This is a genomic window from Neptuniibacter pectenicola (assembly GCF_001597735.1).
Lineage (GTDB): Bacteria > Pseudomonadota > Gammaproteobacteria > Pseudomonadales > Balneatricaceae > Neptuniibacter > Neptuniibacter pectenicola.
This window is the reverse complement of record NZ_LUTS01000004.1, coordinates 1-23254: the sequence shown is the minus strand read 5'-3', so window position 1 is coordinate 23254 and position 23254 is coordinate 1. Positions and strand designations below refer to the sequence as shown.

At 45.1% G+C, this 23254-nt stretch carries 18 protein-coding genes, 1 tRNA gene and 1 pseudogene; 5 read left to right on the top strand and 15 right to left on the bottom strand.

Annotation, left to right across the window (positions count from 1 at the left end; all coding sequences use genetic code 11):
- Window positions 1-29: 29 nt before the first annotated feature.
- The 3 genes from yajC to queA are packed head-to-tail and all read right to left on the bottom strand — an operon-like array spanning window position 30 to window position 2616.
- Complete coding sequence (yajC, locus tag A3773_RS06415) at window positions 30-362, bottom strand: preprotein translocase subunit YajC (RefSeq protein WP_067866595.1); 333 nt, start codon at window positions 360-362, stop codon at window positions 30-32.
- Window positions 363-414: 52 nt separating this feature from the next.
- On the bottom strand, window positions 415-1536 hold the full coding sequence (gene tgt / locus A3773_RS06410) for a tRNA guanosine(34) transglycosylase Tgt (RefSeq protein ID WP_425461971.1): 1122 nt from the start codon (window positions 1534-1536) through the stop codon (window positions 415-417).
- 27 nt (window positions 1537-1563) lie between these two features.
- The gene (gene queA, locus A3773_RS06405) at window positions 1564-2616 is read right to left on the bottom strand and encodes a tRNA preQ1(34) S-adenosylmethionine ribosyltransferase-isomerase QueA (RefSeq protein WP_067984252.1); all 1053 of its coding nucleotides are present in this window, start codon (window positions 2614-2616) and stop codon (window positions 1564-1566) included.
- 137 nt (window positions 2617-2753) lie between these two features.
- Between queA and A3773_RS06400 the strand changes: the two genes are divergently transcribed.
- Window positions 2754-2840, top strand: a tRNA-Leu gene (locus A3773_RS06400).
- A gap of 252 nt (window positions 2841-3092) precedes the next feature.
- Here the strand turns inward: A3773_RS06400 and A3773_RS06395 are convergent.
- The 6 genes from A3773_RS06395 to A3773_RS06370 form a co-directional block, all read right to left on the bottom strand.
- Window positions 3093-3950, bottom strand: a complete 858-nt coding sequence (locus A3773_RS06395) for a toll/interleukin-1 receptor domain-containing protein (RefSeq protein ID WP_067984249.1) — start codon at window positions 3948-3950, stop codon at window positions 3093-3095.
- A gap of 19 nt (window positions 3951-3969) precedes the next feature.
- Window positions 3970-4662, bottom strand: coding sequence for a recombinase family protein (locus A3773_RS06390; protein ID WP_067984247.1), 693 nt, complete (start codon window positions 4660-4662; stop codon window positions 3970-3972).
- Window positions 4663-4751: 89 nt separating this feature from the next.
- Window positions 4752-5276 (bottom strand): hypothetical protein, encoded by a 525-nt coding sequence (locus A3773_RS06385; RefSeq protein ID WP_156473456.1) that lies wholly within the window; start codon window positions 5274-5276, stop codon window positions 4752-4754.
- Between the two features lie 68 nt (window positions 5277-5344).
- Complete coding sequence (locus A3773_RS06380) at window positions 5345-8452, bottom strand: HsdR family type I site-specific deoxyribonuclease (protein ID WP_067984244.1); 3108 nt, start codon at window positions 8450-8452, stop codon at window positions 5345-5347.
- Window positions 8449-9831, bottom strand: coding sequence for an anticodon nuclease (locus A3773_RS06375; protein ID WP_197462730.1), 1383 nt, complete (start codon window positions 9829-9831; stop codon window positions 8449-8451). Before A3773_RS06375 ends, A3773_RS06380 begins: the two co-directional genes overlap by 4 nt.
- Window position 9832: 1 nt before the next feature.
- Complete coding sequence (locus tag A3773_RS06370; RefSeq protein ID WP_075109501.1) at window positions 9833-11980, bottom strand: type I restriction-modification system subunit M; 2148 nt, start codon at window positions 11978-11980, stop codon at window positions 9833-9835.
- A gap of 666 nt (window positions 11981-12646) precedes the next feature.
- Between A3773_RS06370 and A3773_RS17535 the strand changes: the two genes are divergently transcribed.
- Entirely contained in the window at window positions 12647-12994 is a 348-nt protein-coding gene (locus tag A3773_RS17535) for a class I SAM-dependent methyltransferase (protein WP_075109500.1), read from the top strand.
- Here the strand turns inward: A3773_RS17535 and A3773_RS06365 are convergent.
- The 4 genes and pseudogenes from A3773_RS06365 to A3773_RS06355 all read right to left on the bottom strand — a co-directional run bounded on the left by A3773_RS06365 (window position 12950) and on the right by A3773_RS06355 (window position 16050).
- Window positions 12950-13720: a recombinase family protein gene (locus tag A3773_RS06365; RefSeq protein WP_067984242.1), complete on the bottom strand. Its 771-nt coding sequence runs from the start codon at window positions 13718-13720 to the stop codon at window positions 12950-12952. The genes A3773_RS17535 and A3773_RS06365 overlap by 45 nt on opposite strands.
- A 100-nt stretch (window positions 13721-13820) precedes the next feature.
- A complete protein-coding gene (locus tag A3773_RS06360; RefSeq protein WP_156473455.1) occupies window positions 13821-15146 on the bottom strand; it encodes a site-specific integrase in 1326 nt (441 codons plus the stop codon).
- 54 nt (window positions 15147-15200) lie between these two features.
- Window positions 15201-15374 (bottom strand): annotated as a pseudogene (locus A3773_RS19020) (DUF6538 domain-containing protein); the annotation flags it as partial.
- A 433-nt stretch (window positions 15375-15807) separates the two neighbouring features.
- A complete protein-coding gene (locus A3773_RS06355) occupies window positions 15808-16050 on the bottom strand; it encodes a hypothetical protein (RefSeq protein ID WP_067984238.1) in 243 nt (80 codons plus the stop codon).
- A gap of 375 nt (window positions 16051-16425) precedes the next feature.
- Here A3773_RS06355 and A3773_RS06350 point away from each other — a divergent pair, with 375 nt between their 5' ends.
- Genes A3773_RS06350 through A3773_RS06340 form a run of 3 tightly spaced genes read left to right on the top strand, consistent with a single transcriptional unit; the run spans window position 16426 to window position 22118 of the window.
- Complete coding sequence (locus A3773_RS06350; RefSeq protein ID WP_082800560.1) at window positions 16426-18495, top strand: TonB-dependent receptor plug domain-containing protein; 2070 nt, start codon at window positions 16426-16428, stop codon at window positions 18493-18495.
- 30 nt (window positions 18496-18525) lie between these two features.
- Window positions 18526-19479, top strand: coding sequence for an ABC transporter substrate-binding protein (locus tag A3773_RS06345; RefSeq protein ID WP_067984235.1), 954 nt, complete (start codon window positions 18526-18528; stop codon window positions 19477-19479).
- Window positions 19476-22118 carry an ATP-binding protein gene (locus A3773_RS06340; protein WP_067984232.1) on the top strand — a complete coding sequence of 881 codons (2643 nt, stop codon included), beginning with the start codon at window positions 19476-19478 and terminating at the stop codon, window positions 22116-22118. The genes A3773_RS06345 and A3773_RS06340 overlap by 4 nt, the downstream gene beginning before the upstream one ends.
- On the opposite strand, the gene A3773_RS06335 is transcribed toward A3773_RS06340, so the two are convergent.
- Window positions 22104-22472 (bottom strand): hypothetical protein, encoded by a 369-nt coding sequence (locus tag A3773_RS06335; protein WP_067984230.1) that lies wholly within the window; start codon window positions 22470-22472, stop codon window positions 22104-22106. The two genes, A3773_RS06340 and A3773_RS06335, sit on opposite strands and share 15 nt — an antisense overlap.
- 4 nt (window positions 22473-22476) lie before the next feature.
- Window positions 22477-22962 carry a DUF2489 domain-containing protein gene (locus A3773_RS06330; protein WP_067984229.1) on the bottom strand — a complete coding sequence of 162 codons (486 nt, stop codon included), beginning with the start codon at window positions 22960-22962 and terminating at the stop codon, window positions 22477-22479.
- Between the last annotated feature and the right edge of the window lie 292 nt (window positions 22963-23254).

Below are 23254 nucleotides of genomic sequence, written 5' to 3'. Positions count from 1 at the left end.
CTTTAGGTGGGCGGTGCCTGTGAATTAGCTTAAATGCTCTTAAGAGTGCCTTTTGGCAGAGCCGCTGATACATGTGATTTCTGGAACGTTAATTCCGTACCTTCACACACTTCAAGGACAACATAATCATCGTTCAGGTTAACCACTTTGCCTAAAACACCGCCAGCTGTGATCACTTCATCGCCTTTGCTAATGCCATTCAATAGCTCTTTGTGCTCTTTGGCACGTTTAGCCTGAGGGCGCCACATAAAGAAGTAAAAAATAAGACCAAAGCCCACTAAAAACAAAATATTGAACATACCAGATTCCATTGGGGCACCGGCAGCACCTTCAGCAAAAGCTGGAGAGATAAAGAAGCTCATTCGTTACTCCTAAAAAGTAAAATATAAATATTATCGTTATAAACTATTAAATCTATATGGAGTCAAGCTGAGGAGTTTCAAGCCCTCGCTTGCTATAAAATTCATCCACAAAGTCGCCCAATTTACCCTGTTCAATGGCCTGACGCAATCCAGCCATAAGTACCTGATAATAATGCAGGTTGTGGATAGTATTTAATTGGGCGCCTAAAATCTCCTTACACTTATCTAAATGGTGCAAGTAAGCCCGACTGAAATTCTTACAGGTATAACAATCGCACGTACTATCGAGCGGGCTCGTGTCCGTTTTATGGACTGAATTTCGTATTTTTACCACACCGGTATCGATAAATAAGAACCCATTTCGAGCATTACGCGTAGGCATGACACAATCAAACATATCAACACCACGGCGTACCGCTTCAACAATATCCTCTGGCTTACCAACACCCATCAAATAACGCGGCTTATCTGTCGGCATCTTATGTGCAAGATGGTCCAGCACTTTGACCATCTCATCTTTAGGCTCACCGACGGAAAGGCCACCGATCGCGTAGCCATCAAAACCAATCGCCTCCAAGCCCTGCATCGACTCATCACGCAAATGGGGATACATACCACCTTGAACAATGCCAAACAACGCGGAAGGGTTATCGCCATGCGCATCTTTTGACCGTTTAGCCCAACGCATAGAAAGGCGCATGGACTCTGCCGCCTCCAATTCTGTCGCAGGATACGGCGTACATTCATCAAATATCATAACGATATCGGAACCCAAATCACGCTGTACCTGCATTGACTCTTCCGGCCCCATAAACACTTTAGAGCCATTAACAGGAGACTGAAACGTAACCCCTGCTTCTGTAATTTTACGCATTTTGCCTAAACTGAAAACTTGAAAGCCACCAGAGTCAGTCAAGATTGGACCTTTCCACTGCATAAAATCATGTAGGTCACCGTGCTGCTTAATGATCTCTGTACCTGGACGCAGCATCAAGTGGAAGGTATTACCTAAAAGAATCTGAGCACCCGTCGCCTCAATATCCCGTGGAGTCATACCTTTTACGGTACCGTAAGTACCTACTGGCATAAATGCAGGCGTTTCAACCGTACCACGGGGAAACGTCAAACGTGCGCGTCGCGCTTTACCATCTTCCGCAATCTTTTCAAACTGCATAAAACATTGTCTAGTCATCATTACCTCTTAACCTTGCAGTTCCGATTGCGAATCTAATTTTCGTGTTAAATACATAGCATCGCCATAACTAAAAAAGCGATATCGCTGTTCAACCGCTTCTTTATACGCCGCTTTAATATGCTCATAGCCGGAGAAAGCACTCACTAACATCAGTAACGTTGATTCAGACAGATGAAAATTAGTGATCATGGCATCAACGGATTTGAACCTGTATCCGGGAAAAATAAAAATATCACTGTCACCAAAGAAAGGTTCAATCTCACCCCCTTGGCTAGCACTTTCTAAACTACGTACGCTCGTTGTCCCTACCGCAATAACGCGGCCTCCGTTTGCGCGCGTTTCACGCACAAGCTGACAAACGTCGGGACTCACTTCAATATACTCAGAGTGCATAACATGCTCATCGATGTTATCCACTTTAACCGGCTGAAAGGTCCCCGCGCCAACATGCAACGTAACAAAGGCACGTTTGACGCCTTTAGCATCCAAATCAGCCAATAGCTGATCATCAAAATGCAATCCTGCCGTAGGTGCAGCAACCGCGCCGGGCTTCTTGTTATAAACCGTTTGGTAGCGTTCTCGGTCTGATAGCTGATCTTCTCGTTTCATATAGGGAGGCAAAGGCATATGCCCGTGCTCTTCCAATAGATCGACAATATTGCCATCAATAAAAAACTTGAGTTCAAACAGATTGTCATGGCGTGCAACCATCTCAGCGTTGATTCCCCCATCAAGGGTCAACCGGGTTCCAGGCTTAGGCGAACGACTCGAGCGAATATGCGCTAATGCCCGCTGACGATCCAAAACCCGCTCAATCAACACTTCCACCCGACCACCGGACGCTTTCTGACCAAATAAGCGCGCGGGTATGACACGGGTATCGTTGAAAACCATCAGGTCCCCAGGCTGTATAAATTGCAGAACATCGCGAAAGACACCATGTATTAACTCGCCACTCTCCCCATTTAAGGATAATAAACGACTAGCACTGCGTTCCTTTAGCGGAAAGCTTGCAATAAGCTCTTCAGGAAGCTCAAAATAAAAATCTTTTACCTGCATGCGGAGAATTCTTCACAATAAAGTTTAAAATGTAACCAGAGGGCGCGGATTGTAACGGAAAGAAGACTTTTTTTCAGTTTTTCGTCGGTATTGATTGACGAAAGCGCTCAGATTTCTATAATACGCCTCTCCTTAGTGCCAGCGTGATGAAATTGGTAGACATGAGGGATTCAAAATCCCTTGTCCGCAAGGACGTGCCGGTTCGAGTCCGGCCGCTGGTACCATAAAATTCTAAACGTCCCAGACAGCGAGTTCTGTGGCGTTTCAGAATACCCCATATATCAACAGTGTCAGACGTTTATGTCAGTCTCCGGCACTCAGCCTTTAGTTAGAAATTCGTCTTATTATCTTTATAGATGTTTGGTACCAGTGCAAGGTTCCTTTCATCACCCTCTTAAACCTAGTTTCATACTTTGTGACATTTACCTCTAGCACATGGCGGAGGGATATAACGCCCACCCGTACCATGCCAACTTTCAGCCCTTCTGTTTTAAAACAGCACTTATATGTTCGTATGATTGTGCAATTAAAGTAGTCGTATTTACTAACACATCGCGCCCAGTATCTTCTCCAAGCCTGCGAGCACCAATTCTAAGGCTATATTCCTCACCCAAACCATCCCCATCAACCAGGACTATCTCAACTTTCTCTCTTTCAGATACTAGCAACGGGCGAAAATCTGAACGACTTTGAAAATGATCATTAATCACTTTAACGATATAGGCTCGAGCAAACTCCTCACCCATTAATTCTTTATTAGCTTCATATTTCTGTGTTGCCGCCGGGGAACACAGGATCTCAATATTGGTAAGACATGAGTATGGCTGATTCTGGGCCTGCTCAACAAAGTTCAACACTACGGCAAACAATCCATCTACATCACCCCAATCAACAGACCAATCCACATGGTAATCCGGCTCTTTTGCCCTAGCGAGAAAAGGGCTGGTAACTTTCGCGATACCCGCCACTACGGTACCTAGCCCCTCATCAAAATCCGTTCGAAAATCCGCATACATTTTACCTCGGGCAAAGAGAGGTATGTCGCAGTCTTCAAGCAGTACAGGCATGACAACAACACGCTTCTCTTCCAGCTCTCTCAAAAAACCAGATGATAGCTCTCTTTTACACCATTCAGATGCAATCGAAGCCTTGGATAGGACAACTAGAAGCGCGCTTGCCCCATCAACCGCTTCTTGCACCTTATCGATAATCGAATCACCGATGCTTAACTCCCAGCGATCAAGCCACACATTTACATTCCTTTGCACCAGCTGCATCGCCAACTGGTCCACAAACTCCTTATTTTCGTGTGAGTAGCTTATAAAAATTGGCATACGTATTAGTTTCTCCTAATCAACTTAGTTTCGAAGACCGTTTTAATATTCGACTTACTGCAGTTCTTGTCCATAAACACCCTCTGGGCGTAGTGATTTGCTGCTGGTTGAGCCAGTCTGATAACTGCCCCAAACTCGAAATCCCTCCCGCTCGTGCTCGCTGAATTTCACGCATCACCAGCGAAGCATGCTTCTCCGCATTCTCTGAACGAACTGTACGAGCTTTCAGAGTTACGTCGCCTATTCGCGCTGCTCGAGCCTCTGACAGTTTAGGGTTACCTAACTTCACTCCCCTCGCCTTCGCAGCCTGCAATGCAGCTTTAGTTCGGATCGAGATAGCCTTTCTCTCGGCCTGAGCCATTACAGACATCAACTGAACCATCGTTTCGTTAGCCTCTGGCATATCACAGGCTACAAACGGAACTCCGGAATCTTGAAGTTGTGCGATAAATCCAACAGAGCGAGATAAACGATCCAGCTTCGCAATAACTAAGCGGCCTCGAATCAACTGACACCGTTCAATTGCTGCCAGTAATTCATGACGATCACTGTTGCCACCTGATTCTACTTCAGTGTATTCGGCACTGACAGTCTGACCGGTCATTTCAGCGAACGCTTCAACATCACGACGCTGCGCTTCAAGACCCAGACCGCTTTTGCCCTGCCTAGACGTTGAAACCCTGTAGTAGGCGATCAATTTATCGTCATTCATTCCTGGCCTCCGGCGTGTGTATCAAACAGTTAAACGAACATTTAACAGAACGATACAGCACCGCCAGAAGGAATGCGGGCTTTTTCGGTTTACATCCGAAGAGCATCACGAAGCTTTATTTCACCTGTTCCAAGTCGGCGGTATAGATACATTTCAGATTCGCTCATCCAGACCTGTCTACTGATTAACTGATAGTCGTCAATAGGCTTGAACAGGTCATACCTGTTCAATAAAGTTAATCCGGCATCCCGAAGTCTACTTTTTTCTAACCGCTCTATGTCTGAGCCAACATCGCTCGGGTATCGAACCTGAAATAACCCTGCACATACAAGCTGCCGTTCTTTCCCAGCTTCAAGCACCGCAATAGTGTGGGCTTCCAGATCTGGGTTATCGTACTGCAGCACCTTGCCAGATACCCGACTAGCCAGACGAGCTGCTGAACCAGTACCGACATAAACCGCCGCATCCTTTTCGAACTCAATCCGATAAAGAAACTTTATATGGCCGTACAGGTCTCCCTGGCCGATTAGCCACCGACGAAGCAACGCTTCAAGAAAACGCACTTGCGCAGTAACAACTACCTTTAGACCTGACTGATAAAGTGAATCCATCATAACTCCATTATTAACCCATGGATTACGATAGATCAGAACAACAAAAAAACAACTAAGTATTCAGTGACTTACTGCTGCTTAACGCTTCCGCCCACTCCTTTGAATTTCTCAACAAACGCTGCGATCTTCTGGAACACGCTATGCTTCTTGGTAAGGTATTGCGGGTTTAAAGGGCTCATCTTAGGCAGCAGGGCGTTCAGTTCTGTGCCTGCGTCACTGGCATACTCACGCTTGAGCGAAGTAGTGATGTAGCGACGGGCTTCTTCCGCATTGAGGTTCTCTGCATTGATCAGCTCTTCCGCCTCGCGCTGCTGCTCAGTTTGTGCAAAGGCAAAAAAGACCTCGATGACACTGGCCTTATCTCCAATCTGATCAAGGTCAGTTTGATTGATAAAGTCGACCACCAGACTTTCTTTAGCACGGTTCCCAAGACTTGCACGAATTACGCGACGGACTTCATCCACCAGATCAGCCTTGCTCTTGTTCTTTTTGTTGTGCTCAAAGATCAGCTCTAGAATGTAATCAAGATTGATCTCTTGTGATTTAAGAAGGTCGACTTCGAATACCACGTCATCCCAGTCGATGGTGGACTGCTCTTTTTCTTCAGCAGATTTTTGGCGACGCTGCCAGTCGCGGATGTCATTGTAGGATGAACGGTAATCCTGAATCTTGCGCTCAGCGGGCAAGCGTATGGTTTGCAGGTCTGCCAGTTTTTCATCATCCAGATAGTGTTCGGCTTTGAATACTTCCAGCGCCTCTGGGTCGCTAATATCCACGCTTTGCAAGGCTTTAAGGCTGGCAAACTCATCATAGTTTTGTAGCACGTTCTCTACACGCAGATATTCGCCAAAGAGTTTTGCAAAGGCTTTTTTATCTGACTCTTTTTCAACAGCCGAAGGATCAGGAAAGCGCTGTTCCAGCTCACTTACCACATCCATAAAGCCACGACGCGCCTCACCCGTAACGACATCGGTAAAGCCTTCCATGTATTCCTTGTAGCTCTTCTCAAGCACCACGTTCTTGGTGTTTTTATCACCAAACAGGGTGATGGCATCCACTGTAGCCTTCTCCAGATCACGGAAGGTGACGATGTTGCCAAAGGTCTTAGTGGCGTCGTAAATGCGATTAGTGCGCGAATAAGCCTGCATCAAACCGTGGTAACGCAGGTTTTTGTCTACAAACAAGGTGTTCAGAGTTGGCGCATCAAAGCCGGTAAGGAACATACCCACTACGATTAACAGATCAATATCCTTGGACTTTACCCGCTTGGCCAAGTCGCGATAGTAGTTCTGGAAGCCGTTGCTGTCCACGCTGAAGTTGGTCTTAAAGAAAGCATTATAGTCAGTGATAGCCGCGTCTAAAAACTCCTTGGCGCTTGAGTTCATAGCAGAGACATCAAAGCTTTCATCCAGAATATCACCCACCGCATCCTGCTCTTCATTGGCGGCAAAAGAGAAAATGGTCGCAATCTTCAGCGGCTTATCACTGCCGGCCTGCAACTTGTTCAGAGACTCATAATACAGCTTGGCGGCATCCACACTACTGACCGCGAACATGGCGTTAAAGCCCTTAGCATTAGCTTGTAATCGGTGCGTCTTCTGACGGAAATTATGCAGAATGTACTGAGATATTTCCCCGATACGCTCAGGGTGTAACAGTGCTTGCTTGTTTTCCGTAGCATTGAGCTTTTTCTCATCCAGCTCGGTTTCAACTGCCTTGAATTGCGGACGCACATCGTTGTAGTCCACCTTGAACTTGAGCACCTTTTCATCACGGATGGCGTCGGTGATGACATAAGAATGCAATTCCCTACCAAACACGCTGGCGGTTGTTTCCGCACCCAAGGCATTCTGCGGGAAGATGGGCGTACCGGTAAAACCAAACTGGTAAAAGCGTTTGAACTTCCTCTTCAGGTTTTTCTGCGCCTCACCAAACTGGCTGCGGTGGCATTCGTCAAAGATAAACACGACCTGCTTACTGTAGATAGACAGGTCGCCTTCACTCTTCATTAGGTTGTTGAGCTTCTGAATGGTGGTAACAACAATTTTATTATCGTCTTTATCCAGATTGCGTTTGAGGCCTGCCGTACTGTCCGAACCGTTCACGCTATCGGGGGAGAAGCGTTGGTATTCCTTCATGGTCTGATAGTCTAGATCTTTACGATCGACCACAAAGAACACCTTGTCGACAAACTCCAACTCCGTCGCCAGGCGTGCCGCTTTAAAGCTAGTTAAGGTCTTGCCCGACCCTGTGGTATGCCAGATAAAACCGCCGCTTTCGGGGTTACTCCAATTCTTGGCCTCAAACGCGCTTTTCACCTTCCACAAAATGCGCTCCGTGGCCGCTATCTGATAGGGGCGCATCACCAGCGAGGTATCGCTGACATCAAACACCGAATAGTGCAGTAGTACATTCAGCAAGGTATTCTTCTGGAAGAAGGTGGCGGCAAAGTCTTTTAAGTCTTTAATCAGACTGTTATCGGCCTTTGCCCAGTTCATGGTGAAGTCGAAGCTGTTCTTATTGCGCTGGGTAGTATTAGCGAAATAGCGGCTATCCGTACCGTTAGAAATCACAAACAGCTGTAAGTACTTATATAGCGAATGCTCGCTGTTGAAGCTCTCTTTGCTGTAGCGATGCACCTGATTAAAGGCTTCGCGAATGGCAACGCCACGCTTTTTCAGTTCGATCTGCACCAAGGGCAAACCATTCACCAGAATGGTTACATCGTAGCGATTGGCATGGCTGCCGGTTTGCTCAAATTGTTTGATCACCTGCACTTTGTTGCGGGCAATGTTCTTTTTATCCACCAGGTAGATATTCTTGATGCGGCCATCGTCAAAAACAAAATCATGGATATAGTCGTCGTGAATCTTGCGTGTTTTATCGACGATAGTATCGCTGGGCTTGTCTAGATAGGTCTCTACGAAGCGCTTCCACTCACCCTCTAAGAACTCGACGTTGTTGAGATGTTGCAGTTGAGCCCGTACATTGACCAGCATCGCCTCGGGGTTATTTAGCGCAGGCAGGTATTCATAGCCTTGATTCACCAAATCCTGAATCAGCTCGCGCTCCAGCGCATCTTCGCTCTGGTAGCTCTCGGCCACTTTCCACTCTTTTTTGTATTTATCCAGAACGATGAAGTTGTTCGATTCGGCGATGGTTTTGTACTTGGTCATAGTGCACCCTGCTTGTTGAAACCATATGTGTCGATCAGATGGTTCACTAACTCATTCAGCTTTTCTTTGTCCTCATCTTCAACATCTGCGACCTCCTCTCCAGCATGAGCAGAGTGACTGGATAGATTTATAATTCTATTGGCAAATGGATCGGGCTTATCTTCAGCTGTTTTCGGTAGCAGAGCAGGCCAGTGGTTATAACCAAGGAAAGTTGCCATTTTCTCCAAAACATTCCTAACAAAACTGAAGTGATATTTCCTAACCTGCCCGTTCTGAATGGCTTTCTGAAGTTCGGATAGCAGAAACAAGTGATAAGAGAAAGGCGAATCTGTTCGCTGCTCTAACAGTTCAAAACTACCATCCGCCTGCTTTTCTAACCGGTGCTTCTTAAATTCCTTATTCGCGTTGTAAGAAAGCTTGTATGTTCCATCAGCCTGCTGTTCATAAGCTTTGTTGCTCAGCTCATTGAACAGCACGTTGTAAAATAGTGGGCTATGAGTTGTGATGACGAATTTAAGATCAGATTTGCTCGACTTGACCAATCCAGCCAGATCGACCGCCAACTCAATTAGATGACTATCATCCAGAGAGCTCACCGGGTCATCAATAAACACGTATTCTAGGCCATCAAACTTATCAGTTATTCTGTTTGTTTTATCAGACTCATTAAGCGTAGATATTACCTGTTCTAAAAGAGTGTATATAACACTCCAAACAAAATTACTTTCCTCACCCTTAGAGATTTTTATTCTTTCGTATTGCCCTTGAACAATTCCATTATCGTCGCCGGTTGTTACATTTGGGTTATCAGATTCAATAGGTTGGTTAGCCGCTACTTGGAAGGTAACTTCAGAAAAAGCAGGGATAGTGATTTCCACTTCTTTCTCACTGAAGTATTTAGTCTTGTGCTTATACATTTCATTAAAGGTCGGAGTGGCTTTGCTGCCTGTATATCTCTGAAAGTTCGTAACGATATTGCCGTCTTCACCCAATTCCTGGAGCAGCTCAATTAGCCAGCCTGTAAACGTATTTGGCTGTATTTTTAGCTTAGGCTCTGAGTCAGCCTCTAAATCGTTATCCCAGTAAAAGAGATCTTCGGTGAAGGCGTTGTAATAGAGTATTTTGTTACGCGACAGCTCCGTTTTTTCTGCCTCGCCACCATCTTTTTCATAAGCGTTTTTCGGCGCAACTAACTGTTTAAACTCACGCGAAAGGCGGGTTTTACCTGATCCATTAAATGCATAAATGAGCTGCACTTTAGGGAGAGGCTTTGTTTCTTTCACTTGAACCTTGCCTTTCTTTCCTTTCGCTTTAACCCTCTTAGTGACGGTTACTGGCTCACTCAACTGCTTAGCTATATCCGTTAGCGTCATGCTCATATCAGGCCACCACCTCTGCATCCGGTTTAGGGGAGCTCAACAGCAAATCTCGGTAATACTCGTATTGCTTCTGGCGCAGCTCGATTTCGCGGGGTAAGCCTTCGCTGATGGAATTGGTCAGAGCGTCGAATTTATCGAGAATTTCGACGATTCCTTCTTTCTCGATAAGTGACGGGTTTGGAATGCGGATGCTCTCCAAGTTTTTCTTGTTCAGTTTCGGTTGTGCCGCACCGGAAATATAGGGCGTCAAATCAATACTATTCAGGTAGTACTCAACGTACTTTCTCTCCGCATAGGTATCGAATTTAAGCACATGAGCATGATTATTAACCCAAGTTTTGCCACTGATACTGAACGCTATCGGTGTATTTCTCGCCAATAGATTAGCACCATCTTCAGAAACGAGTAAAAAGTTTCCATCGAAAATGTAGTCTTTAACGTAATCAACGACTCCTGAAGCTCCGTAATAAGGAATGTCTCCTGCTTCCCTCAAGCCACTCTTGATTGGCTTTCTTTTTGAGTCGAGGTTCTCAGATAACTCTCCCAACGTCTTCCATTCCACTTCCCCTTCGTCAAAACTCAGTAGCTGGTCGCGGGGCTCCTCACCCTCAATTTCCGCCACAATCGCATCGATGTCGTTGCGCAGCTGGGTAATCCTTGCGACGGTGGTTTCCAGTTCGGCATTCAGCTGTTTGATATCCACCACTTCGCGGGTGTCTTTAGCTTCTACATAGCTGCTGACTGACAGGTTGTAATCGTTGGCGGCAATCTGCTCATAGGGCACGGAAAGAGCAAAGTGTTCAACGTTCTTTTTACTATCAAACACCTTCATGATGTCTTCAATGTGTTTATCGGTGAGTACGTTGGTGTTGGTTTCTTTTTTGAAGTAGGCCTCACCGTTGGCATCAATAAACTGGGTAGTGGTATCGGTTTTGTGTTTAGAGAGCACAAGAATATTAACGGCGATGGTGGTGCCAAAAAACAGGTTGGGTGCGAGCGAAATCACCGTTTCCACGTAGTTATTATCCACCAGATATTTTCTGATTTTCTGCTCAGTACCGCCTCGGTAAAAAATACCGGGGAAGCAGACAATGGCGGCGCGGCCTTTGCTGGAAAGATAACTGAGCGCATGCAGCACAAAGGCAAAGTCGGCTTTGGATTTAGGCGCGAGCACGCCGGCGGGGGCAAAACGATCATCGTTAATCAGGGTTGGGTCGTCACTGCCTATCCATTTCACCGAATACGGCGGGTTAGAGACGATGGCATCAAAAGGCTTGTCATCCAGAAAGTGCGGGCCTGTTAAGGTATTACCCAGCTGCATATTGAATTTGTCGTAGTTGATGTTATGCAAAAACATGTTCATACGAGCGAGGTTGTAGGTGGTGTGGTTAATCTCCTGGCCGAAGAAACCTTCTTCAATGACGTGGGCGTCGAAGTGTTTTTTGGCTTGCAGCAACAGCGAGCCAGAACCCGCCGCCGGGTCATAAATTTTATTGACGCTGGCTTGCTTATGCATGGCCAGTTGCGCAATGAGTTTAGACACATGCTGCGGGGTGAAGAACTCACCACCGGATTTACCGGCATTGGCAGCATAGTTGGAGATAAGGAATTCGTAGGCATCGCCAAACAGGTCGATATGGCTGCCCTCAAAGTCACCGAACTCTAGCCCGGCCACGCCTTTGAGTACATCAGCTAAGCGTTTGTTTTTATCTATTACGGTATTGCCCAGGCGGTTACTGGTAGTATCGAAATCGGCAAATAGGCCTTTAATATCCTGCTCGGAAGGGTAACCACTGGCCGAAGCCTCGATAGCCGCAAAGATGGCCGCCAGATCGGTATTCAGGCTTTCATTGTTGTTGGCATCTTTCGCCACGTTGGCGAACAGCTGGCTGGGGTAGATAAAGTAGCCCTTGGTTTTAATGGCGTCGTCTTTGATGTCGGGCGTGATCACGCTATCGGGCAATTCGGCATAGTTGACGCTGTCGTCGCCGCCCTCAATGTAAGCGGCAAAGTTTTCGCTGATAAAACGATAAAACAGAGTACCCAGAACGTATTGTTTAAAATCCCAGCCGTCTACCGCACCGCGTACATCGTTGGCAATGGCCCAAATCTGACGTTGCAGGGCAGCGCGTTGTTGTGAGCTTGTCATACTTTTTTCCTGTTATCTGTCCAGTTACAATCCGTTACCCTGCGTTGCCAAAGCGGCTTTAAAGCTAAACACGCAACAGCCCTGCTTGTGGAAATCCGTTTATATAGATAGCTTTCGAGTTGATAAAGCGATAATGACATGCCAATCCTTGTTAACGAGCTTCCTATACTGGTGAAAAACATAGCGCCGTTATCGTTCCACTATGCTCAAATGAAGACTTAAATCAGGATCAAACTATACCTTTATCTACTCTGCTCAGTCACCAACTTCTGTCTACGCAGTTGATGTGAAGTTGTTTTAAGTTTGCTAAAAGGGCGCCTAAAACAGCTAAACGTACGGGCTGGCCACCTATCTTCCCTTTAACCATGAGGGTTCAGACCACATACTTAGTAAATATAAGGGTAAAATCATGGCTGACATCAGCCAGAAGAAAACAACCCTGATCTGGGTAATTTTTTATACTTGGCTCTTAGGGGAATGTTGATAAAAACGCAAAAACCCGACAACTTTCGACAACCTTTTATCAACTTATTCCTCGATTCATTACTATAAGGGTTGCTCTGTAACCTCCATGCAGACAGGGCTCACCCGGGTCTTACCTCTTTCATCTCATCTAAGACTATGACAGATGGTGTTGTCTGTTAGTTGTGCAGAAGAATCGCCAAAATGGATGCCGGATGTGGGTCAGGGCGTGATGCTCTTTTCTTTAGAAACAAAGGCTATAAAGTCACTGCATTTGATGCGTCTGAAACGCTCTGTAAGCTTGCCTCAGAGGCGCTTACTCAAGCCGCAAATGTTATGCGTTTCAATGAGATAAAGCGGCAGGGAGAGTTTGATGCTGCTTGGGCGTGCGCCTCTCTTTTACATATTCCTAGAAGCGAGCCTGCAGACTCGATGTCTGCTCTGATTCGATCTCTTAAGCCGGATGGGATGATGTATTGCTACCTCAAACTAGTTGAACTAGAAGAGTTACGAGAACAATCCATATTCAGGATGATCTGCGTAATCAGCTGAATCCAAATCATGAGTATACTTATCCGGCTGACTATCCTGCAGCGCCTTCTCGTGACGTTTGATGATGTTAACAACTGCATTACGGCTCCATGGGGCTCCGCGAAGTGTGGGTACGTCCTGGTTGTTAAGTTCAGCAGCAATGCGATTGGGGTTCATACCCTGATCCAACAGGGGCTGAATTAGCGGTATCATCTCTTGCATGAACAGATCGGCTTTGCTCCTTACAGAAGCGGCTCCAAGCTTTTGAACACTATCTATATCAGGGTTTCCCATTGGCTCACCTGCCGCACGCTTCCGGTCATACGCTATCTGCTGGTTCTCCGTCTTCTTCTCGCGCTCAATAACGGTTCCATTCAGGTAAGAAATTGCCCGCTCCCGATTGATAGTATCATTACATTTCGCTTCAATAATTGTGATACCGGCATCAAAAATCTCATTCACAACATCAATAGATCTAGTCAAGCGATCTATGTGAGTAACGATTATTGGTCGCTTCTCCTCAATAGCACGCTTAACTACCTGTCGAAGCTCTCCAACCCTTGTAAGCTGATTCTGACGAATACCTGATGCAATTTCGATGTAGCGATCATCGGGTTCAATCTGCAATTGATGAACACTCGCGAACTCATCAATTCGTGAAGTCTGAGACTCGATAGAAGTATTACCTTCCTGCTCTTTTGAAGAAACACGAATGTACACGAGAGGTCTGTTGAGTTGTTTAAACATAATAATAATCTAGATTAGGAACTATTGGTTATTATCATCCGTATAAACCTCCACTGAGTCAAGAATACAAGCACAATTAACATTCGCATTTTAACAAAAACTATTTGCGTCTACGATTACACCAATCATCTACTCGCGACTTAAAATCCTGCCAACTGACCGAACTCATATCAAGCTCATCATAAGTAAGCATTTCAATATTGCGCTTCAAAACTTCTGCGCTGTATTCACCTTCGTAGATCTCATGTGAATCACCTTTGCCAACCGAGTGCCCAACTAAGGCCATCCGCACTTCTCGGGGGACATCAGTAACGTTCTGAAGCCGTTGAACAAACAGCTTCCGGAAGCTATGAATACCGTAGCCACAACTCTTCTCATACTCAATAGTTTTACGCATCGTATCTCCGAACCACTTTGACACAGAGTATCCAAAGCGCTTTTTCGGATTGTCCTTATTGAGATCAGGAAACAGGCGGATCTCACCATCAGCTCGCAACTCATTAACATAATCGAGAAAGCCAATTCTGATGAGATCGCTATGAACCGGAATATTACGGTGCGAAGCTTTATTTTTGATATTAACTTCTTTGCCTACACCTTCATCGTCGTCAGGGGATATACGGATCATATATAGGCCATCTTTTACTACTATATCTTGAAGATACAACTGACATATTTCTTCTAAACGAGCTCCTGAATACATACCAATCAATGGCAGCCAAAACTTAAACGCTGACATCTGATGCAGCCTTTTCGGAATTTCACCCTTGTAAAGGTAGCTTCCTATAAGATTCTCGAGATGCTGGTCAGTAAATGCTATGTAGGTACCTGACTCAGCATTTTGAGTAGTATCAACATACTTCCACTTAAGGGGGCCAGAAAGGTCTTCAGCCAAGAAATCTGCAGATTCATAGGCCCATGTAAGGAGCTGACGCACAGCCTCTATCTTTTTCCCGACAGTGCGAGCACTGAGCTTTGGAAGGCCATCTTTCTCAGTTTTATCGACCAGTTCCTCGAATGTCATTTGTGCCAGGCCTTTGTTTTGATAGTAACGCGAAGGTACCTTCGGCACACTTTCACGATAATCGCGCATATCGTCTTTAGTTAACGACCTAATCGGTCTGTTACCAACAAATTTGCGAAATAATTCCAATGAACCAAATAGCTCTGTCAGAGAGTTCTCTTTCAATTTCCCCTTCTTATCCCTAAAGAAAACATCAATCATATCGTCGATGGACTGAGCTCCCCTCTGGCACTCTGGGTAGGCACGAAAGTAATCAGCATTCTGAACCGCATCTTTGTGACTCTGGCTCATATTAGCCCAAGCCGCTTGTAGCTCGATGTAAGCCTGCGTTTCTTCCTGAAGATCCTTGCCTTCAATTTTTATCTCATTCCCAAACGGATCAATGGTTGTGATTAAAGCCATGTAATATGCTTTGTCCCGGAACCCCTGCAATTCAAACTCTCCTATAAGACGATCGATCTCGACAATAAACCTGCGACTTATCAGGCGGGCCTGGTGTCGATCTTTTGTCCTGAGTGATTTACGTAAATCCCGCCGTAACCCCGGCAGCTGTCTACGTATACGAGATGGAATAACATACCGTACATAGTATGTTCCATGCGAGTCTTTATAGGTGAATGGAATACTCATTTTCAGCCTCTGGTGACAGAGCTGAGTGTCAGACTTTAATAGACCTAACCTATTGATTTAGTGGCATCGAGCGCCTCAGAAGGCCTCTGAGCATGTTTAGTACCAGTTCCGGCCGCTGGTACCATTACTAAGAAGTCTCGTTTTACAACGGGGCTTTTTTGTATCTGTCCAACCAACTTTATCCTTATAAACCTGACTCTATTCGCTTATACAACTTTTGCGTTTGGAAGGGTGACCTTCATATCACGGTCAAACATATTGCTGGGGTGATGCACTTGCAGGAAGAGTTCCCACAGAGTTCAGTGCACAGTGAAGCAGATACGAATGGCTACGGAAGCAGTGATCGATATAACTCACAATCAAGAGCATGCCCGAGAATAACTTTGAGCTCTATAAATCCTTTTAAGTAATAATGTAGTTTACTGCTTACTAACTACGAGTCTCTTTTCAATTTCAATATAGGCCGCTTAGGTGTTTGGGGTCGCACACAACGTCTATCTTCTTCACGCCGCGTAGCAAAATCGATCCCTTCCCGAATCAATAGCGCCAACTCTCTCGCGGCAAACCCATTACCCCCTTTTATCGCCAGATCCATCGGGTTGCTAAAACTACCCTCCGTGACCTCGACCACGAGCCCCGACTGATGAACAACTTGCCGCCCCTGTAACGACCACATAAAACACTCCAAATGATTGACTACTCACTATATCTACAATATACATCGATCCTAGCGATCTCTCTATTAACCTTCGGCGTTAAAACAGCCAATTATTCACTTCATTTACAGCTCCTAACGCTCCATTCGGCTAATCAAACAAACCCATATACAATTAGGGGTAAGAATTCGTTATTATAGGTAACTCGTTTGTTCACAAAGCATAACTATTATGACCTGGATACTAGAAAACAATGGTTTTATCCTTGAGGCGATCATCATGGGCATCATCATTATTTACATCGGTCGTAAAATATAAAAACAATAAAAAAAGATGGGCACACAACCAAACCACTGGCCCCATAAATCCGCTTAAGCGAATTGGAAAAGCAAAAAATGAATCAAGACTGGATAGTAAGAAAGGCTCGATACAGCGCGTTACTGCCTCTTTTTATCATGTCATCATCCATTGTGGTCGCGGCTGAAGAGAGCCCATTTCCCGGCTTTACCGAAGAGGATATTTTCATTGATATCCCACAGGTGTTTTCTGCAACAAGACAGACACAAAAATTAACGGAAGCGCCCGCTTCTATTACTATCCTCTCGCAAAAAGATATACGCGCAATGGGCGCTATGCAGATTACTGACGTACTACGCATGGTGCCAGGAATGCAGAGTTACAACGTAGTCGCTAATCGCTCTGCAGCAACCTATCACGGCATGTCCGATGATCACCCCGGCCGTATGGAAGTCATGATCAATGGCCACTCGGTTTACCTACCACTGTTATCTACCGTTGCGTGGGAAACGATAGGTATAACCATACAAGACATAGACTATATCGAGGTTGTTCGCGGCTCTAACGCGCCAGCTTATGGGTCTAATGCATTTTTAGGCGCCATCAATATAGTAACGAAAAGCCCCATTGCCGACCAAAACAATCAACTCAGCACGACCCAAGGCGCCCTCAATACACAGAAATATCATTTTTCGCACAGCGAAACATCCGACTCCGTTGCCTATAGACTCTCAACACATTTCGAAGAAAATGATGGCTACCACATTTACGACGATGGCTTTCTCAACCGTGTCGTAAACCTATCAGGTACTTATACGCCCTCTTTTTCAGACACCATCGATTTTAATATGGGTTTTAGCAGTGGTTTTATTTATTTAGGCCAAGGCGACAATATCGATAATAACTTCTCGCCACGCAAACATAGTTCGAACTTCCAGCACCTTCGCTGGAACCGAATTTTAGATGACAAAAATGAGTTAAGGCTTAGCTTTACACACAACTATTTAGACTTAAACGAAGAGTTCGCATCAGCGGGTGATGCATTAATTTTCAACCAACTGATTCCCTCTAACCTTTACCCTAATGCTGATGCTATTGCAGCGGGACTTGGCTTAGCGCCTATACAGCCGTTAGGTTCTGAGCATGGGACGATGAACCTTTATGATTTAGAGCTAGAACACCGTTTCAAGCCAAACTCAACCCTCTCGACAATTTGGGGCGTAGGTTACAGAAGCGAGTCAGCAGAAAGTGATACCCTGCTCTTAAACCAAGGCACCGTTACAGAAGATAAATGGCGTTTATTTGGCAACATGCAGTGGAAACCTGCACAAAGACTCGCCTTAAACATTGGTGGCATGTTCGAATCTACCAGTATTGCGGCATCGGTATTCTCACCACGCATTGCTGTAAACTATGCACTGACCCCAAATTCCACCCTACGGGCCTCCGCCACCAAGGCCTATAGAACCCCCTCATTGTTAGAGAAAAATAGCCGATCGGCCTTCCTTAATGATAGTGGTGGTTACTATGACCTTATTAGTCTACCTAACCCTTATTTAGAACCCGAAGAGCTCACCTCATATGAGCTCGGTTACTTTCAACAATGGAAAGAGACGGGCAGCTTTATAGATATACGTGTATTCACTGAGAAAATTGATAACGCCTTTAACAGCTATTACCTAAATGTATCCGGGGTCGATGATGTTGATGACGGCTATCGCGTTTTAACAAACTCAGCTGAATGGAAAAACCTCGGGGCCGAGTTCCAATTTAAATTTCAGCCCCACCCTGATTTTTCAATCTTAACGAACTACAGTTATATCAACACAAAAGGCCAGCGTGACCGCGGTGATGGTAGGGGCATAGACTCATTAGATGATAGAACCCCGATGCATACCGCAGCCTTGCTTACGGCGTGGCAAGCAACTAACACATTATCAATTAGTGCTGCCCAATATTATATGTCTAATGTAAATTGGCTAGAGGGGAGTTATAGAGAACAATATCGCCGAACCGACTTAATTATAAGTGATTCATTTAAATTGAAAAATACATCATTAAATGCACGGTTGATCGTACAAAACATTTTTGATGATCCCTATGAAGATTTTTATGAATACAATATTTTTGATCGAAGAGCCTATATTGAGTTCCAACTAGAGTTTTAATTATCTTTTTATAACTACAATGGATTGTAGATGAACCATAGATATCAGCAAAAGCCCACCCTTCATCAATGGCTAACCCTATTGATTGGCTTTGTTTTGTCTTGTGTTTTCGCCGTACCTGAATCAAGGGCTGATCATCTCATTGTGCTCAGTCGCCAACTCCCAAGCTATCAAGAAGTCGCCGATACACTGGCATCTAAGCTCACAACACCTTCTAAGATATTAACCCTATCCGAACTTAAACGTCAGAACTATGACTATAGCAAATATCAGCAAGTAATCGCTTTAGGTGCAAGTGCGGGGGATGCCCTATTTCAGACCGTGCCTGAAGGCAAGCACTTAATTATCAGTTTCATCCCTAGGCAGACCTACAATGCACTGCTACTCAAACACAAAAACCACCCACGCGTAGCAAACGGTGCGGTCACAGCCATCTACCTAGACCAACCCTACTCGCGACAGCTAGCATTAGCCAAGCTGATAGCACCGCAAGCAAAGTCTGTTGCAACAGCTTTAGGCCCTCATTCGGCCAATGACCTTAACCTGTTACGAAGCGCCGCGCAGGGTCACAACCTAGAATTAAAATATGAAACCCTGCAAGAAACAGATAACCCCATTCATAAGCTACAACCCTTAATAAAAAGCGCAGATATCTTTTTATCCCTGCCCGATAAATCAGTTTTTAACCGAACAACCGCTAAATGGATCTTATATATATCATTTAAGCAGCGTATCCCATTGATAGGCTTTTCTAAAAAATACGTTGAAGCGGGTGCTTTAGCGGCGGTGTATTCTTCACCCTCCGACTTAGGCCGACAAACAGCAGAACTCGCTAACCAGTACACAAACACCGCGCCATTACCCAAACCGACTTATCCACAATATTTCCATGTATCCACCAATCCAACCGCCGCTCATTCATTACACTTGAATATTCCCTCAGAGGAAACGCTCACAAAACAACTGATCGAGCTTGAAAAATGAGACGTTATTCATTTGGCATCAGGCAACGAGTCCTCATCATCACCTTATTGCCTTTAACAATGATTACCTTGTTACTCGGCGGCTACTTCATCAACACTCGACTCGATGACGCGCAGAGCGCCTTAATTGAAAAGGGCCAAACAATGGCTCAAATGATGGCTACCTCAGCCGAGTTTGGTTTACTGGTTGGTAATACTGAAATATTGCAGGGGTTAATAAGATCATCGACCAAAACCAATGAGGTCGACGATATTGTTTTCCTTACCCCTACATTTGAAACCTTAGTTAGAGGCAATACGGAAGGTGAGCCCCTAAATAAAAATGCGGGCTATCCTCTACGCAAAAATAATCAGGTCTATTTTCTCCACCCTGTCGTCGCCACTGGCGTTGATATAACCGATACCCCCGACTTTCTTATTGAAGAGCAAGAGCCAGAATTTATCGGCTGGGTTGTTATCGTACTGTCTGAAAAGCCTACACAAGCACGACAGTTCGAGATCCTAATCAAAGGGATTATCCTCGCCTTCATCGGCTTACTCGTTACCGTATTCATAGCCTCACGTTTTGGCCAGCGCATAACCAACCCTATTCTCGGCCTGACACATGTTATTGAAATGCTACAACACGGTCACTTAGAAACACGGGCAAGCTTGTCCAGTACAGGAGAACTTCGCTCTTTAGCCCAAGGCATAAACCGGCTTGCCCAGAGAGTACAAGAATCCAACCAAACCTTAGAAAGCAGAGTCGATAAAGCCACAAAAAGGCTCCGATCAACACTCGTGCATCTTGAAAAACAGAACCAAGCCTTAGATAAAGCACGTAAACGGGCCGATAGTGCAAACCTCGCCAAGGATGAGTTTTTAGCACGCATGAGCCACGAGTTAAGAACGCCGCTTACATCGGTTTCAGGCTTCGCTCGCCTACTCGACCAAACCGAGCTCAAATTAGAACAAAAAGAATATACCCGAATTATTAATTTAACATCGGGTCTACTGCTATCCATCATCGATGACATACTCGACTACTCAAAACTCGAGTCTAATGCCGTTATACTGGAAGAGATCCCTTTTGATTTTGAAGCCTGCATACTCGATGTACTCGAGATGCAAACCGCTGTCGCTCACGAAAAAGGACTCGAACTCATTACCAACCTCGCCTCTAACACACCACAATATGTAATTGGCGACCCCGTCAGGCTTAAACAAATCATATCCAACTTAGTGAGTAATGCTGTTAAATTCACAAACACAGGATATGTCTGCATACATGTCGAAGTAAAAAGCCACAAAGCCATTAAAACGGAACTAGAAATAACCGTTGAAGATACAGGCGAAGGGATTCCAAAAGAGAGTATAAACGGCCTATTCCAAGCGTTTAGCCAAGCCGACACATCCATAACACGGCGCTTTGGGGGCTCGGGCTTAGGCTTAGTCATCGCCAAACGCTTAACTGAACTCATGGCAGGAAAAATCACTCTAACAAGCCAGGAAGGGCAAGGAACCCGTGTACGCTTAAATATTCCGTTCACGGTAAGTCCACGTCAAAAATACACGTCATCCCAGCAAATGGACAACGTTGTTCTGTTTGACCAAAACCCATTAGTTCGAGCCGGTCTAAAACAACAACTTAAGCAATTTAATGCGCAGGTCACCGAAGTAACGAGCGAAGAAGAACTCCTCAAGCGACAAGATTTGAAAGAGAGTCACTCCATTATCTGGGGATTAAATACAAAAGAGGTATCCATCAACAGCCTCAATAACATTCAAACATTATTGACCACCTTCAATGGAACCCTGATATTACTGAGCGGACACCCCCTCCCCCTATCGGTAGGAGATAATGTAATACAACTGAGAAAACCAGCGAGAACTCAACTACTACTTAATGCGCTTTCGCCTGCATCCTACAAGCTGCCGCAGCAAGATAAGGGACAATGCTTATCCGTCAAAAAGAAAAGCACCATATTGGTCGCTGAAGATAATGACTTTAACCGTTTACTCGTCCGTAAAATTCTTGAGCAAGCCGACGTCAATGTGATTGAAGCCGTAACAGGCGAGGCAGCCCTACAACAAACCCTGCTGCACCACCCTGATTTAATCTTAATGGATGTACACATGCCGATCATGGATGGGATAGAAGCAACCCGACAAATACGCCTGCTGGATAGAAAAATACCCATTATTGCGCTCACCGCAAATGTTATCACCAGTGAACATCAGAAGCTGATCAATGTTGGCGTTAACCATGTCTTGCTCAAACCCATAAATGACCATGAACTGTGCCACACGATAGAACGCTTTCTCTCCGATCATGCGGTCCCCGCCTTGCCCGCAAGCCAACAAGCCCCCATAGAATTAGAAAAATACGCGCTACAACATGACGACTTAACAGACGAATTAGCCAAACAGTTATCGGGATTAATGTCTGGTTTTATCAACACGGATAGTAAATTAATGCGGCACCACTGCCATCAACTTTTAGGGCTCTCTGGACTCTACCAAATGCCAGAACTGGAAGCGGCTAGTCATAATTTACATGGGAGTCTGCTTGAAGAGAACTACAGAAATATCTGGAAAGCATTATGGCAAATCAAACGTATAATTGGACAAGATCCCTGCGACCTCTCAGAAGAGCCTTGAGGTCGGTGCGGCTTTAATAAGGTGATGTAAACGAGCACTAATAACCCTAAGCTCTTCCATTGTCGCCTTATTTAACAAGGCACCATTGATTCCCTCTTTCAACTCACCCTCCCAACCACTCGCTAAAACTAAACATTGCTGTCGAATCTGTTCTAACTCTGGGTCATGATTAATCGGTAAGGATAAAAACATCTCCCAACGCTCTACCGATGACTTCTTTTCCATTACATCGACAAGCAATGCTAATACGCTTTCTCTGCTCGGCCGGTATGTAGGTGCCTGGCCAAACGCCAAAGCTAACGCCACACCTAACAAAACAAATAAGCTAATCGCAAAAACTAAAATAAACTCCATACAACTAGTGCACAATTAAATCGAAGTCATAGGTCGTCAAATATGTAGCAGCGGCTATCACATCAGTTTCATGCTCGGACTCAACCTTAGCCATCTCCTTACTAAAGCCCCAGCGCTCCTGCTTTGAGAGTGCTTTCCATTTATCCTTAACCGGTATATGTTCAGTTTTACGATGCACTTCACGAATCACAGAAAGCTCAGGCTTATCTAATAATGTAGGAGACAATGCAGATAATAAGGTCGATAGACGCATACATGCTTCAGTACAGCTCAAACGCTCATCGCTCCCATACGCTTTAGCAATCACCCCTATACTCTCAATAAGGTATGCCCGTTGCTCCTTGTAGCGCTCAGCTACCCGCTTTTTCTGCAGCTCCTCCTCACGCTTAACCGCTTTCATCTGCTTAAATTTCCGCTGGATATAGATCAACAGAACCACACACACACATAGCAAAAGCGCTGTAAGAAAGTAGATATATTCTTTAGACATAAAATTAAAACCGTCTACCGTAAAGTAAAATTTATCGTTGTAAAGGTATCGTCAAAACTGAACAAACAGTTCACCCTTCACCATAAAAGAGATCAACTATAAACGCCTACCCTGACGAAAAACAGTCTTTAATCACAAAGCAATGTGGGTTTCAGGATGGCCGATCTAACACTCAGTCATTAATAAAGCACCAGACGCAAAAAACCCCGGCTACATAGTAACCGGGGTTTCTCTAAATAAATGCTTGGCGATGACCTACTCTCACATGGGGAAACCCCACACTACCATCGGC